Source organism: Butyricicoccus pullicaecorum (assembly GCF_002160355.1).
GTDB classification, from domain to species: domain Bacteria; phylum Bacillota; class Clostridia; order Oscillospirales; family Butyricicoccaceae; genus Butyricicoccus; species Butyricicoccus pullicaecorum.
In genome coordinates this window covers 22,154-36,939 of the sequence record NZ_NFKK01000006.1, presented here as the reverse complement: position 1 = coordinate 36,939, position 14,786 = coordinate 22,154, and the positions used below count along the sequence as shown (strand labels likewise).

General features: G+C 56.0%; 12 protein-coding genes. 5 read left to right on the top strand and 7 right to left on the bottom strand.

Annotated elements, in window-relative coordinates; all coding sequences use genetic code 11:
• Positions 1–350 precede the first annotated feature (350 nt).
• Positions 351–1,703: a GntP family permease gene (locus B5F17_RS06770; protein WP_242968720.1), complete on the top strand. Its 1,353-nt coding sequence runs from the start codon at positions 351–353 to the stop codon at positions 1,701–1,703.
• Between the two features lie 305 nt (positions 1,704–2,008).
• Here B5F17_RS06770 and B5F17_RS06765 read toward each other — a convergent pair whose 3' ends face one another.
• From B5F17_RS06765 to B5F17_RS14830, 3 genes are read right to left on the bottom strand one after another with little or no spacing between them, the layout of a single operon-like run.
• Positions 2,009–3,043: a tripartite tricarboxylate transporter substrate-binding protein gene (locus B5F17_RS06765; RefSeq protein WP_242968719.1), complete on the bottom strand. Its 1,035-nt coding sequence runs from the start codon at positions 3,041–3,043 to the stop codon at positions 2,009–2,011.
• A gap of 56 nt (positions 3,044–3,099) precedes the next feature.
• Entirely contained in the window at positions 3,100–4,632 is a 1,533-nt protein-coding gene (locus tag B5F17_RS06760; RefSeq protein ID WP_087372229.1) for a tripartite tricarboxylate transporter permease, read from the bottom strand.
• Between the two features lie 12 nt (positions 4,633–4,644).
• Positions 4,645–5,097 carry a tripartite tricarboxylate transporter TctB family protein gene (locus B5F17_RS14830; protein WP_016149072.1) on the bottom strand — a complete coding sequence of 151 codons (453 nt, stop codon included), beginning with the start codon at positions 5,095–5,097 and terminating at the stop codon, positions 4,645–4,647.
• A gap of 887 nt (positions 5,098–5,984) precedes the next feature.
• On the opposite strand from B5F17_RS14830, the gene B5F17_RS06750 reads away from it, so the two are divergent.
• Positions 5,985–6,326, top strand: coding sequence for a hypothetical protein (locus tag B5F17_RS06750; protein ID WP_143287700.1), 342 nt, complete (start codon positions 5,985–5,987; stop codon positions 6,324–6,326).
• Between the two features lie 4 nt (positions 6,327–6,330).
• Here the strand turns inward: B5F17_RS06750 and B5F17_RS06745 are convergent, their stop codons facing one another.
• The 3 genes from B5F17_RS06745 to B5F17_RS06735 all read right to left on the bottom strand — a co-directional run bounded on the left by B5F17_RS06745 (position 6,331) and on the right by B5F17_RS06735 (position 9,496).
• Positions 6,331–7,323 carry a Gfo/Idh/MocA family protein gene (locus B5F17_RS06745; RefSeq protein WP_087372220.1) on the bottom strand — a complete coding sequence of 331 codons (993 nt, stop codon included), beginning with the start codon at positions 7,321–7,323 and terminating at the stop codon, positions 6,331–6,333.
• Entirely contained in the window at positions 7,320–8,561 is a 1,242-nt protein-coding gene (locus tag B5F17_RS06740) for a Gfo/Idh/MocA family protein (RefSeq protein WP_087372218.1), read from the bottom strand. The genes B5F17_RS06745 and B5F17_RS06740 overlap by 4 nt, the downstream gene beginning before the upstream one ends.
• A 125-nt stretch (positions 8,562–8,686) precedes the next feature.
• Positions 8,687–9,496: an AraC family transcriptional regulator gene (locus B5F17_RS06735; RefSeq protein ID WP_087372215.1), complete on the bottom strand. Its 810-nt coding sequence runs from the start codon at positions 9,494–9,496 to the stop codon at positions 8,687–8,689.
• Between the two features lie 180 nt (positions 9,497–9,676).
• On the opposite strand from B5F17_RS06735, the gene B5F17_RS06730 reads away from it, so the two are divergent.
• The 3 genes from B5F17_RS06730 to B5F17_RS06720 are packed head-to-tail and all read left to right on the top strand — an operon-like array spanning position 9,677 to position 13,746.
• Positions 9,677–11,005: an oxidoreductase gene (locus B5F17_RS06730; RefSeq protein WP_087372212.1), complete on the top strand. Its 1,329-nt coding sequence runs from the start codon at positions 9,677–9,679 to the stop codon at positions 11,003–11,005.
• Between the two features lie 14 nt (positions 11,006–11,019).
• Positions 11,020–11,787 (top strand): 3-ketoacyl-ACP reductase, encoded by a 768-nt coding sequence (locus B5F17_RS06725; protein ID WP_016149077.1) that lies wholly within the window; start codon positions 11,020–11,022, stop codon positions 11,785–11,787.
• 12 nt (positions 11,788–11,799) lie between these two features.
• A complete protein-coding gene (locus B5F17_RS06720) occupies positions 11,800–13,746 on the top strand; it encodes an FAD-dependent oxidoreductase (RefSeq protein ID WP_087372209.1) in 1,947 nt (648 codons plus the stop codon).
• Here the strand turns inward: B5F17_RS06720 and B5F17_RS06715 are convergent.
• Positions 13,738–14,634, bottom strand: a complete 897-nt coding sequence (locus B5F17_RS06715) for a helix-turn-helix transcriptional regulator (protein ID WP_087372206.1) — start codon at positions 14,632–14,634, stop codon at positions 13,738–13,740. The two genes, B5F17_RS06720 and B5F17_RS06715, sit on opposite strands and share 9 nt — an antisense overlap.
• Positions 14,635–14,786: the final 152 nt, after the last annotated feature.

Here is a 14,786-nt window from a genome sequence, read left to right as displayed (position 1 = left end):
ATGATAAAAAGGGAAAGGTTACAAAATGGGAAAATTGTGCAATCTGACGGAAATTGATTGACACCTTATGGAAGGCGTGATATAATATAGAACAATAAGAACTGGGTTCTTAAATACGAATTGCCCGGTGAAATCGCACGAAAAAAGCAAAAGAACGGAAAAATTGCCTGCAATCTGACCGATTGCAGGCAATTGTCATCGTGCAGAGATCAACCTGTGCAGGCGTAGATGAGAATGGGGAAAGGAGGCAAGAAGGGAAAAACCGCTGCCCGGCTGCGGCTGGGTATTTGTGCGTAAACAAGCCAATCAAAAAGAAAGAAAAGAGGGGAAATAATATGACAAGTCCCGGTATGTTAATTGCGGCGCTGGTTGTTGCAATTGCGATTATTTTGTTCTGTATTATTGTACTCAAGCTCAACGCTGCCATCAGCATGGTTATCGCCTGTCTGGTCATGGGTCTGGCGGGCGGTCTGGATCTGCTCACCACCGCGTCCACCATTTCGTCAGGCTTCGGCAACATGATGACCAGTATCGGTCTGCCCGTCGGCTTTGGTACGATACTCGGACAGTTGATGAGCGACAGCGGTGCGGCATCTGTGATTGCCGACAAGCTGGTTTCGGCGTTCCCGGAGAAGCGTTCTATCTGGGGTCTGAGCGTTGCAGGCTTCATCCTGTCCATTCCGGTATTCTTTGACGTTACCTTCATCATCCTCATCCCGATCGGCATTACCATTGCTTCCAAGATCGACATGAAGATGTGCTACGTCACCGGCTGCCTGACCATCGGTGCGACGACCGCACACTGTGTCGTACCGCCCACGCCCAACCCGCTGGCAGCTGCCGACATTTTCGGCTTTGATCTGGGTATCATGCTGATCGTCGGTTTGGTCGTCGGCTTCATCACGGTCATGGTGTCCAACTTCATCTACATCAAGATTCACGACCACGGTATCTGGAACGATGCCACGGACATCAACCAAAGCTCTACGGTTGCAGCTGAACTGGTTGCAAACCGTCAGGCAGAGGACCCGAACAAGCCCAAGCCGGGCATGTTCATGTCGCTGCTGCCCATCATCATCCCGGTTGTCTGCATCCTGTTCGGTACGCTGGGCGGCGCGATGTTCGAAGAACCGCCGGTCATCTGCACCTTCCTGGGCGACAAGCTGATCGCAATGCTGCTCGGTACGCTGGGCGCATACCTGGTCAGCCTGCCGTATATCGGCCGCAGCAATCTGGAAAAGTCTGCCGGTGAAGCACTCAAGAGCGCAGGCGTCGTTCTGCTGGTCACCGGTGCAGGCGGCTCGTTCGCATCGGTTATCACCGCAACCGGCATTGGTGATGCGATTGTCGGCCTGCTGGGTACCGATACCACCTCGGTGATTCCGGCCATGTTCCTGGCTTACGGCATCGGTCTGATCTTCCGTGTCGCACAGGGTTCGGGTACGGTTGCCGGTATGACCTCCATGGGCGTTATGGCGACCATTGCGCCGATGGTTGGCTGCCATCCGGTATGGATTGCGCTGGCATGCCTGTCCGGCGGTAACTCGATCGGCCACGTCAACGACTCCGGTTTCTGGGTTGCGACCAATATGTCCGGCCTGACCGTCACCGGTGGTCTCAAGACCTATACGCTGGGTTCCTTTATTTCCTCGGTCTGCATTTTCGTGCTGGCGATTGTAGGTGCCCTTGTGATCCCGCTTTGATCTGATTAGATTATATGAAGCGAGCGCTCCCTCGATGGACAATCGAGGGAGCGCTTTTTTATGGCCTGAAATCGAGGGACAACAGGTGCAATGAAAGATGCTGGTCAGCATGCCGTATTTTGTTCTGAGATACGCTGTGTCGGCGTGGGACAGAGTGTATGAGAACTTACACATAACGCACGCGTCCATGCGGCAGAGAGCGCCTGCGCGCGAAAGAGAAAGGTCTGTCTCTGGACTGAATTTGGGCAAAAAAAGAGGGCGGTACAATGTACCGTCCTCTTTGTGTTGTGAACTGTTTTGGCTGCTTAGCTCAGGCCGTTGGAAGCCATGTAATCAGCCTCGAACTCGGAAACGTAAGCGGTAGCGTCAGCAGAGTTCATGTACTGGCTGATGAGCTGGTTGGGAACTAGGTACTCGTCGTTCCAAGCCTGGGTCTCGGAAACCTTCTTGAGTGCGTCAGACCAGAATGCAACAGCTGCGTCGCTCATAGCCTTGGGAGCTGCAACACCGCGCCATACCGGAACTTCTACGTTCTCGTAATCGCCAACCTCAGACAGGGTGGGAGCATCAGCCAGGTTGCCGCCGAAGTGCTCGGTGGACAGTGCCAGAGCCGGGGTCAGGTCGCCGGACTCAACGTACTGGGAAGCAGCAGCGGGCTTAGAGATAACGAAGTCCAGGTTGCCGCCCAGAGCAGCGGTGATTGCGTCGCCGGTAGAGTCGTAGGTGATGTAGCCCATCTGATCCTCGGTCAGGCCGAGCTCTTCGATCAGAGCCTGATAGGTAGCGATATCGTCGCCCTTGGAGCCGCCGATTACAACGTAGGTGCCATTCTTAGCAGCCTCGATTGCAGCAGCAAAGTCGGTCATGTCAGCGCCGGTCTTTGCGTAAGCGGTCTTGCCGGTAGCGCTGCCGCAGGAGAAGAGCAGCTGCTTGTCGACAGCCATGATTGCCAGGATGCGGAAGTTAGAAGAACGATTTGCAGTGTTGGTAACCATGGGCATCAGGTCGCCGGAGTTGAAGGTCAGCAGGTTGTAGTCTGCGTTCATGGTGGTGGTAGCGATCTTGTTACGGCCAACCTCACCAGCACCGTCGGTCTCGTTGGAGATAACGATGGTCTGACCATTGACCAGATTTTCGGTATTCATGATGTCAGCGATCTTACGAGAGAAGATATCCGAGCCGCCGCCTGCACCAGAGGTACATACCCAAGTAATGGTTTTAGTGGGGGTGAAAGTGCCGTCTGCGTTGGTGTCCGAACCGCCACCGCCGCAAGCGGTCAGGGACGCGGTCAGAGTCAGGGCTGCAACTGCCAGAGCAGCCAGCTTCTTCATCTTTTTCATGTCGATTCTCCTTTTTTCTTACCAATGTTTATTTCAAATAAATTGAAATCATTAAATTAGACCGAAGTGCTGTTCTTGGACTTGATCTTGCGCATGAGTGCCTTGAACGAGGGGGTCAGAACGAGTACGAGGAAGATAGCCAGCAGAACGATCTTCAGGGTAGAGTCAGCGAATACGGACAGGCTGCCCTGAGAAGCGATGAATGCCTTACGCATGTTCTCTTCGAGCATCGGAGCCAGAACGAATGCCAGCAGCATCGGAGCAGTCGGGAAGCCATTCTTGTCCAGAATGTAGCCTACGATACCAGATACGAACATGACGATAACACCGTACATGGAGTAAGAGGTAGAGTAAGCACCAACGATGCAGACACAGGTGATGATCGGGATCATGAACTTGATCGGAACGCTCAGGATCTTAATCAGGAAGGGGATGACAGCGACAGCAACTGCCAAGGTAAAGATGTTAGCGATGTACAGGGAAGAAATCAGGCTCCAGCAGAAATCGGGGTTGGTCTCGAAGAGCAGCGGGCCAGGATTCAGACCCCACATCATCAGACCGCCGAGCAGAACGGCGCCGGTACCCGAACCGGGGATACCCAGAGCGAGCAGCGGAGCGAATGCGCCGGCAGCTGCGGAGTTGTTACCGGACTCGGATGCAGCGATACCTTCGATTGCACCGGTACCCATGGGCTCTTCGCTCTTGAACTTCTTCTGCATTGCATAGCCGACCATGGAGCCGGTGGTAGCACCCGAACCGGGCAGAACGCCGACGAAAGTGCCAAGCAGAGAGGAACGCAGTACGGGAGGCAGCAGGCGCTTGAAGTCGTGTCGAGTCAGCATCGAACTACGGATGGACAGCTTAACAGCCTGATAGGTGCCACTCTTACGCTTTTCTTCGTCAGCCTTGCGCTCGTTGACCAGCTTGATAACCTGAGCGAAGCCAACTGCACCGATGATGAAGGGGGTGAAGGTGATGCCGCCCATGAGGTAGATGTTATCGAAGTTGTAGCGCGGTACGCCGGACAGGGTGTCCATACCGATGGAAGCGACCAGAATACCCAGCATGGTGATGACAACGCCCTTGGTGGGGTTCTCACCGATCAGCCAGCTGATGGAGGTCATCGCGATCAGCAGAATCAGGGTCATCTCAGCGTAGCCGAAGTTCAGACCGAGCTTTGCCAGACCGGAAGCGGTGATGGTCAGGATGAGGATACCGATGGTACCGCCGATGAAGGAAGCGAAGTTCGCGGTCATCAGAGCCTGACCGGGACGACCCTTCTTAGCCATCGGGTAGCCGTCGAGTGCGGTGGTGATTGCCGGCGAGTCACCGGGGATGTTCAGCAGAATTGCGCTGAATGCGCCGCCGTACATGTTGGAGTAGTACAGCGCACCGAGCATGATGATTGCGGTAGTGGGGTTAAACTTGTAAGTCAGGGGCAGGAGCAGCGCGACGCCGGCCAGCGAGCCCAGACCGGGCATTGCGCCGACGATCAGGCCGAGGATGGCACCCAGCATACAAACGCCGATGTTCTGGGGATCAAAAACGACCTGGAAACCTGACAACAGGGAAGCAAAATTTTCTAACATATCCGGACCTCCTTACATCAGATAGGCGAACAGACCAACCGGGAACTGTACCTGCATCCAGAAGACGAATACGCCCAGAATCAGCGCAGCCATAAAGACTTCGATGATGATGGTAGCCTTCCAGGTAGCCTTCTCGATGACCTTGAGCCAGAGAAGCAGATACAGCAGGCAGCTGGCGATCAGACCGATGATGTAGCAGCCGATGATGATGCCGCCGCCGCCCAGGATGACCATGAGCTCATTCCTGTTGTACACAGGAGCGTCTTCATTGCTGCGCAGCATCTGAACCAGGCACAGGAGGCTGGTTGCGAGCAGTACCACAGCGATGATGATGGGGAAGAACGCAGCCGTCGGCTGACCCTCCCAGAAACCGAAGTCCTGCAGACCGACCACAATGAACACGATCGCAATGATGGCGGTGATGATGGGGACCAGGATGCGGGAGTTTACTTTTCTTTTCTCCACAATGTTTCCTCCTTCAATCTTCTTATGTTTCTTAAATCCGCAGATCTTGTCGTACGCGGTGAAAACCCTGCGAAACGACCCGTACCGTCCACGGAAAGAAATCAGTGGTGGTAGTGGAAAAACGTACGCGGCAGTCAGGGCAGAGACAACCAGATTTTGTCGTATGGCCAAAAAGCATGGAAACGTGATCCAGTTTTCCAGAACCGAAAAAATACAATCGATCTGTTCAACAGAATCGGTCACAGACGGCAAATTGGTGTAACAGTTTTTCCCCCTCTCTGTGTAGATGCCAACTTTGCCCGTGTGCGTTCGAACGGCGTTCGGATCGAAACATATCGTGTCTCTGAGACCTGAGCGATCGCGGAGATACTATACGGAATCGGTCTAAAACCACCGGGAAAGTGCCGACGCCGGGTCAAACGAAGTTGGATTTGACCGGTGCGGAACTCTCATTTTTTCATGCTTTTCACACGACAGAAAAGCCCTTTTCTGACCACTCGGTTTTTATTTAAGTACCGCGTCTTTATTTAAGTATAACTTGTATTTGTTAAAAGGTCAACAATCTCTTGAAAATCTGTTTAATATTAATAAGTATAAAACGCCAGATTTCGTAACTTCTGCATAAATGTCTGGAGGCAGAAAAAGGACGGTGACGGCCGGACGCGGTAAGGGTCAGATACACTGGAAACCCAGTGGGGACAGATGGGGAAGGCTGATATACACTGCACAGGCTGGTACGGTGCGCACCCTGTCTCGCAGACGGGAATAAGAACGGTGTTCGGCATATTTTATGGGGATTTTTGGCAAAAATGGGTGTGTGCACAGACAGAACGGCCTTTTGTTTCGACTGACGTTTCCGCGAAAAAGCAGACGGGACAGATGGACAAATGCCGCCGCTGGCGAGAAGATTTTGTAACCAAAAAGAGGCGTCTGAACAGTGTGGGCAAAAGGTTTCATCGGGCAAAATGAGGGTGCGATGGATGCGCAATGTCTACAAAAAATGGAAGATAAATTCTGCTAAAATGAACAAAGCAATTTGCGCAGAATGGGATGGAAAATTGCGGGTTTTGTCGAGGGACTCTACGACCAGAACTGGAACCAGCGAACGGCTTTTCGTTTTTTCAGACATGCAGGGCAAAAATCGTGATAATCCCGGTCAAATGGATAAAAAAATCCCCGTATCGTTCGATACGGGGATTTTTTTGGCTTGTTCAGCCGGTTTATGTTGATTGGTTATACGGAAATTGCACATCCAGAGTCGGCTGCGTCGCGGGCGAGCAGCGCGAGGCGGCTGTCCTCCAGCGATTCGGCCAGATCGAGCAGACCGGAGCCGTGACCTTCCAGCGTGGCAATGAAGTCCTCGAAGATTGCGGGAGGGTACTGGAGCGGTACCGGCGTCGAGCCGTCATTGTGTTCATTGATGAGGTAGACTGTGTCATCACGCACCTCAATCACGCCGTGCGTGCCTGCCGCGCGCACACGGTCATCGCCGTGGGTCGCAGCATTGGCCGGACGCAGGTAGTCTGCGCTGACCTGTGCGCTCACGCCGTTTTCCAGCGTCATCATCAGCTGTGCGGTGACTTCCAGATCACCATAGCCCTGATTTGCCATCGTCGAGTGATGGGCAAAGATGGTCTTTGCCGCGTGGGGATAGAGATAGCGGATGAAGTCGATGCCGTGGATGGCAACCCAGGGAATCAGGCCGCCGTGCTGGGCACGGTCGCGGAAGAAGGGTGCACGCTGTCCCAGACGATAGGACTTCTGCGCGGTGAGCAGACGGATTTCTCCGATCTCGCCCGCATCGATGAGCTGCTTGGCGGTGTAGAACCAGGGGTCAAAGCGCGCGGTCTGCATGGCCCAGAGCAGAGCGGTGGACGACTGCGCCGCCTCGCGGACGCGGTCCAGTCCGGTCAAGGTCAGCGCCAGTGGCTTGTCGCAGTAGACGTGAATGCCGCGTGCGAGTGCCTGACAGGTCATCTCCTCGTGATCGCAGAACAGACCGTCTACGACCAGCACATCGGGAGAAAGGGTGTCGATCATGGTGAGATAATCGGGATATTCGGGCGGGGTCAGACCGAGCTTTTCGAAATCTTCCAGCACTTCGGTCATGGGCTCGCCCGGCCAGGCGCGGCACCAGCCGCAGATCTCGACCTGCGGCAGACCGGGCAGGGCACGGGTCACCGTGGCAGCGTGACCGGAGTTACCGGCGATACAGACACGAATCATGCGTGAGTGTCCTCCTTACAGCAGCATTTTGCACCGGAAAAAGTGGTATAACCGTCCAGTTTGATGACGGTGGGCTGTTTTGCCCAGTCAAAGCCCAGCTCGGACGGCAGCTTTCCGGTCTGGAAGCAAGTCCAGGCATCGTCGGCCAGACCGCGCATAAAGAGACCCGGCTCGGGCTCGCTCACATGCTCCATGCGGTCGGCGGGCAGCGGATGTACGTTTGCCTGGTCGAAGATGGCGTTGCACATGGTCAGATGGGGCAGAACGGTGTCGGGCGTACAGGGAACGTCCAGACTGGGATCGGCTGCGACTGCAATCATGGTGCGCAGCTTCTGTGCGACGTGGTACTCGCCCAGTGCTGCACCATAGTTCTTGGTCGAGCCGTCGGCAAAGGTGGCGATGATCTCCGCCGAATCGTCGTTGCCCGAAGCGGTCACGACGGCGTTTTCAAAGGTGTATTGCAGGATTGGGTCGACATCGCGGTCGCCCGAGTGGGTCACAGACAGGAAGAAGTCGCAGCCCGAGGCGAACTTACCCGATACAAAGGCGGTGTCAAAGGTCTCGATGCCCTTGCCGTTGTACAGCTCGACGGTCAGATGCTCGGGCATGGCCGCCGCGTCAAAGCGGTCACCCAGCACAAAACAGGTGTTGTGCAGATAGTGCGCAGTCGCGTTGGTCAAAATCGAGTCCAAAACCCAGTTGCCCTGCGCATCGCGGATGTGTCCGCGCCAGGGGCTGTTGTAATAGCTGTCGTAGCGCTGCCAGGAAACGTAGGTGCGCAGCGACTTGGGCGCGCCGAGCAGACCGGACTGAATATCGCGCTTGAGGTTCTGGATGGGATCGCAGAAGGACATCTGGAAACCGACACCCAGCTTGCGGCCGGAAGCTGCGACTGCCTCACGAATGTCGAGCGCGTCCTGCAGAATGGGTGCAAGCGGCTTTTCACAAAGCACATGTGCACCGTGCTTGAGCGCGAGCAGGCACTGCTGCTTGTGCAGATGAATGGGGCTTGCGATAAGCACCAGATCGGCGCGGTCGACGGCGAAAAAGTCTTCGGGGGTGCGGTACATGGGTACACCCTGTGCGGTCAGCTGTGCATAGCGCGGAACTTTCTCGTAAAACGGGTCGATGGCCGCGACCAGCTGGTAGCTTTCGGGATCGACAAAGCGCTCGAGCAGTCCCAGACAGTAGTCGCCGTATCCGCCTGCACCGATGATTGCCAGTTTAATGGGTTTCATACATCCTCATCCTCTTTTCCTGAATACTGCCTCCAAGGGCACGATCTTTATCTGCATTTTATTGTATCATCTCGTGCCGCGCAGCTGGTGGGATGCAGTTGCGCAATAATATGTAAAATATGCTATTATTGCTCGCGCTCGCGGTAGCGCAGGGGCGTGCATCCGGTTTCCCGGCGGAAGGCACGGATGAAATTGTTCACGTCGGAGAATCCCGCGTGAAAGGCCACTTCGCTGACCGGTAAATCGCTGTGAATGAGCAAATCTTTGGCCGCAGCCAGCCGTGCCTGCACCAAATACTGCTTGGGACTGTATCCGGTCATGCTCTTAAAGCAATGGGTCAGGTAGCAGGGGGTGAGGAACACGCGCTCGGCCAGATCGCTGACCCGGATGGGTTCGGCGTAGTGGGTGTCGATGTAGCGCTGGACGGCAAAAACTGCCGATTTTCCCGCCTGAGAGGTGGATTCGAGCAGTTCGGGGCGCAGACGGCACAGCAAAATGAGCAGCTCGGAAATCAGGCTCATGTGCATCACACCGGCAAGACCGTCCTGTATGCTCTGTTCCTCGATCAGTCGGCGGAAAATCAGCTCAAACCGCTCGAGGTGCGCGGATACGTCATATCGGTGACAGAACCCTTTGGGACGGCTGCGCAGGGGCATGAGCAGACGGCGGTCGGTGATCAGACGCTCGGTCATGTCCGGGTTCAGGATGACATAATAGCGCTCGTAAATGGGCGTGCGCAGCTCGAGAAAGTGCTCTTCGAATCGGCCGATGACGAACACCGAACCTGGGCCGCCGTCATAGACGGCATCGCCGATGTGGATGCGGATGTGACCGGTGCGGATGAATAAAAGTTCGTAGGCGTTGTGGAAGTGGATGCGAATGGATGTGTCGCTGTCTTTGAAGCAGCATTCCTGTATCACGGCGTTCTGATCCATGGATCACCCTCCTGTTATCGCAAGATTTACATATTATCACACAACTTGATATGACTTTCTCTTTGCTTGCTATTATATCATATCAGTACAGTTGCTGCGCGGAAAACCCTGAATTTAGTCGAAAAAATTCTGTGTGGTCAAAGACGACGGCGCAAGAAGAAGTAGAAGGAGGATTCATGTATGGAGCATGAAAAGTTCCATTATAAGACCAAAGAGGAACTGAAAGCGAAGTTAGAGGAGCTGAAAGTGACCCTGCCTCTGTCCGAGAATCTGGACGTGCTGAAGCGTCCGGTACAGATCGGCAGCAAGACGGCGGCGAACGCGATCGCCATTCAGCCGATGGAAGGCTGCGACGGCACGGTGGACGGACGTCCGGACGCACTGACGCTGCGCAGATATGACCGATTCGCAAAGAGCGGTGCGGGACTCATCTGGGCAGAAGCGGTTGCGGTTGTTCCCGAGGGACGTGCCAATCCGCGTCAGTTGTGGATTCACGAGGAAAATTTGGCAGATTTCCAGAAGTTTGTCGCTGACATCAAGGAAACCTGCATCCGTGAAAACGGTTTTGAGCCCATCGTCATCATGCAGGCCACCCATTCGGGCCGCTACTCCAAGCCGCAGGGCACACCCGCACCGCTCATCGCGTACAACAATCCCATTTTCGAGGGCGATACCCCGATCTCGTCCGACCGTATCCTGTCCGATGAGTACCTATTTGTACTGGAAGAAAAGTTTGCCGACGCAGCCAGACTGGCCGAGCGAGCAGGCTTTGACGGCGTAGATATCAAGTGCTGCCACCGCTACCTGAACAGCGAACTGCTGTCGGCGTACACCAGAGAGGGCGCATTTGGCGGCAGTCTGGAAAACCGTACCCGCCTGCTGCGTCACGGTGTGAAGAATGCCATGGACGCAACCGGCAAGGACTTTATCGTGACTTCGCGCCTCAATGTCTATGATGGATTCCCGCATCCCTACGGCTTCGGCGTGCGTCCGGGCGCAGGTACTGAGGTCGATCTGACCGAGCCGCTCGAGCTGATCGGCCGCCTGCACAACGAGCTGGGCATGCAGCTGCTCGATATCACCATCGGCAACCCCTATTTCAATCCGCACGTCAACCGTCCCTACGACAATGGCCCGTACGTGCCGGACGAGCATCCGCTCGAGGGCGTGGCTCGCATGTATCACTGTGTCGGCGCTGTGCAGAAGGCATACCCCGATCTCAAGGTCATTTCGTCCGGTCTGAGCTATCTGCGTCAGTTCTCGGGCAATCTGGCAGCCGGCGCCATCGAGCAGGGTTACTGCACCATGGCAGGCTTTGGCCGAGAAGCCTTTGCTTACCCGCAGTTTGCAAACGACCTGCTGCACACCGGCGAGATGGACGCACGCAAGTGCTGCATCGCCTGCGGCAAGTGCACCGAGCTCATGCGTGCCGGTTCGACGGCGGGCTGCGTCATCCGTGACCCGGAATATCTGCCCATCTACCAGCGCGACGTACAGGGCAAGAAATAAAGGAGGCTGGATCTATGCAGAAAATTGCATTGGTGACCGGTTCGCGCCGCGGCATCGGTCTGGGCATCGCCCGCGCACTGGGCAAGGCCGGATACTTTGTCGTCGTTTCCGCGACCGCTGCACAGGACGATGCGGTCATCGAGACCTTGCAGGCCGAGGGTATTGATTGCACGTATATTCCGTGCAACATTGCCGTACAGGCCGACCGGGTACGCATTCTGGAGGAGATTGCCGCGCGGTATGGACGACTGGACGTGCTGGTCAATAACGCCGGTGTCGCACCGACCGTGCGTCTGGACCTGCTCGAGACCACCGAGGACAGCTTCGACCGCCTGATGCAGATTAACCTCAAGGGTACGTTCTTCATGTGCCAGCTGGCAGCACGCATGATGATCGACATGCAGGGCAAGGGACTGGAGGACTACACCCCGCGTCTGGTCAATATTTCGTCCATGTCGGCTTATACTTCGTCCACCAGCCGCGGTGAATACTGTGTGTCCAAGGCGGGTATCTCCATGACCACCCAGCTGTTTGCCGATCGTCTGGCAGAGTACGGCATTCCGGTCTTTGAGGTGCGTCCGGGCATCATTCAGACCGACATGACCGCCGGTGTGACCGAGAAGTACCAAAAGCTCATTGACGGCGGCATCACGCCCATCAAGCGCTTTGGTCAGCCTGCCGACGTGGCAAACTGTGTGTGCGCAGCGGTCAGCGGTCTGCTGGACTTTGCGACCGGTCAGGTGCTCAACGCCGACGGCGGTTTCCACATTCGCCGCCTGTAAGAGAGGTTGGGTATGAAAACGACTTCGATTTGCTGCGCAGGACGCACCATTCCGGTCTATGCACTCGATGCGCTGGTGGTCGGTACGGGCTGCGCGGGATACAACGCCGCCGACTGGCTGTACGACCTTGGCCGAACCGATGTTGCCATCGTGACCGAGGGCATCAAGATGGGCACCTCGCGCAACACGGGCAGCGACAAGCAGACCTACTACAAGCTGTCGCTCGCATCGGATGAAGCCGATTCGGTGCAGGAGATGGCGCAAACGCTGTTTTCGGGCGGCAGTGTCAACGGTGACACCGCGCTGGCCGAGGCGGCAGGCTCGGTGCGCAGCTTTATGAAGCTGGTCAATCTGGGCGTGCCGTTTCCGTGCAGCGAATATGGCGAGTACGTCGGCTATAAGACCGACCACGATCCCCGTCAGCGTGCGACCTCAGCCGGACCGCTGACCTCGCGCTTTATGACCGAGGCGCTTGAACGCAGCGTGCAAAAGAAGGGCATCCGCATCTTCAACCAGATGCAGGCAGTGCGCCTGCTGGTGGAGGACGGCAAGGTGTTCGGCCTGCTTGCACTCGACCTCACCCGTCCGGGTGCCGACGGTCTGACGCTGTTTGCCTGCCCGCACATCATTCTGGCGACCGGCGGCCCTGCGGGCGTGTACGACGCATCGGTATATCCCTGCGGTCATGTAGGCATGACCGGTATGGCGCTGGAAGCCGGTGCCAAGCTGGTCAATTTGCAGGAATGGCAGTATGGTCTGGCCTCGATCGACTTCCGCTGGAACGTGTCGGGCACCTATCAGCAGGTGCTGCCGCGCTACATTTCGGTGGATGCCGACGGTGTCGAGCGGGAATTCCTGCTCGATTACTTCGATACTCCGGCGCAGGCGCTGGACGCGGTTTTCCTCAAGGGGTATCAGTGGCCGTTTGACGTGCGCAAGGTGCAGGGTTCGTCTATCATCGACCTGATCGTGCACCATGAGACCATCGACCTTGGCCGACGGGTGTACATGGATTTTCGCACCGACCCGACTGGTCTGGACTTTTCCGCACTGTCGGAGGAGACCTTCCGATACCTCAAGAACTCGGGTGCACTCATGCCCACGCCGATTGCGCGTCTGGCGCACATGAACCCGGATGCCATCGAGCTGTACCGTGCGCACGGCATTGACCTGACGACTGAGTCGCTGCGGGTTGCCGTCTGTGCCCAGCACAACAATGGCGGCATTGCGGTCGACCTTAACTGGCAGACCAATATCCAGGGTCTGTATGCAGCCGGTGAGTGCGCAGGCACATTCGGTGTCTATCGCCCGGGCGGCTCGGCGCTCAACGCCTGCCAGGTCGGTTCCATGCGTGCAGCCGAGCACATCGCGTGCACAACCAAACCCGCGCTGTTTGCAGCCGAGCAGCTGGAAGAACAGGTGGAACGTGTGCTGACCAGCTGGCTGGCCGATGCGCTGGAAAGTCTGAACCATTGTGATGTGCACAGCACATCGTACACCATGCGCCGAGAGATGCAGAAGCGCATGAGTGCACAGGCTGCACACATCCGACAGCCCGAGGCCTTGCAGGCGCTGTGCGACGCACTGGATGCGCAGCTGCGGCACTTTTTCCGCGATTATCGTCTGGTATCGCCCGGCGGTTTTGCACAAATGCTGCGCACGCGCGATGTCCTGCTGACCCAGCGCGCCGTGGTATCGTCCATGACGCTGTGTGCACAGCAGTGGGGCAGCCGTGGGTCGGGACTGGTGCTCGATTCAGCAGGCGTTGCCTGTGAGGGTCTGCGTGATTACCGCTATCGTCTGCCGCAGGAGGTTGGCATGGATCAGCAGGTGGTCACCGAATGGAATTCGGACGGGATTTCTTCTTCCTTTGCACCCGTTCGTCCCATTCCGGCGCGTGACAGCTGGTTCGAGAACGTCTGGCGGGAATATCGGACGCACACGGCCGGGTTACAGTGACCCATCCGAGCGTTCCAGCTGTTCGGCGTGCAGTTTTTTGAAGTGATTGGGGCTGATGCCGTACCATTTGCGGAAGGCACGGTAAAACCCGGCATGGTCACTGAAGCCGCAGGTCTCCCAGACCTTGGCCACCGGCACCCCATCCAGAATGCTGTTTTTTCCTGTGATCAGACGCATCTGGATGACATACTGGTAATAGGAAATGTGCATATTTTGCTTAAACAGATGAGAAATATGGTACTTGTTGGTATAGAAAACCGATGCCAGCTTGTCCAGTGACAGGTCGCCGCAGAGGTTGCCCTGCACGTAGTGCAGAATGTCGGTCAGGAGCGACCCGTGCGTGCCGCCCTGCACCTGGCTGGTCTCGGCGGCGAGCGCACGGTTGTACAGGGTCAGGATGTGCATGATGACCGAGATACCCTCGGTGCGATAGCACAGCGCGCGTTCGTGGTAGGAGTGGAACAGGGTCATAAAGCTGCCGCGCAGCGAGATGACCGAGGCCTCATCGCCGCGGAACAGATACCGACCCTGAATGTCCTGTTGGAGGAAATAGCCGCAGTCGGCGTCCTGACGAATCAGACGGCTCAGGGCATTGGCCGAGATCCACACGACATAGCGCTCGTAGGGAATGTCAAAATCGTGAAAAACCGGATTGTGCAGCACGTTGGGCGGGATGATGAGCAGATCACCCGGATGCAGCTGAAACTGCTGATCGTCGACAATGTAGTCCACGTGACCGCCCGCGAAAAAGTACATCTCGTAGAACTCGTGATAGTGCGGTTCGACGTCGTGATAGTCGTTGTCCACCGCGTGTTCGACCTCGAAATCGAGCTCAGTCATGTAGTGCTTGAACAGCCAGGATTGGCGTTCTCGATCGGTTTTTGTCATCGTCTTGGCTCCCCTCTGCCCTTTGGATATATTGAACAAGAAATATGGACACAGTTTATGCAAAACCCCTATTTCTCGTCAAATGTCAGCAAGAATCACAATATTTAAACCAAAAATAATAATTTATTTTGAAAAAGATTGTTTTTATAATG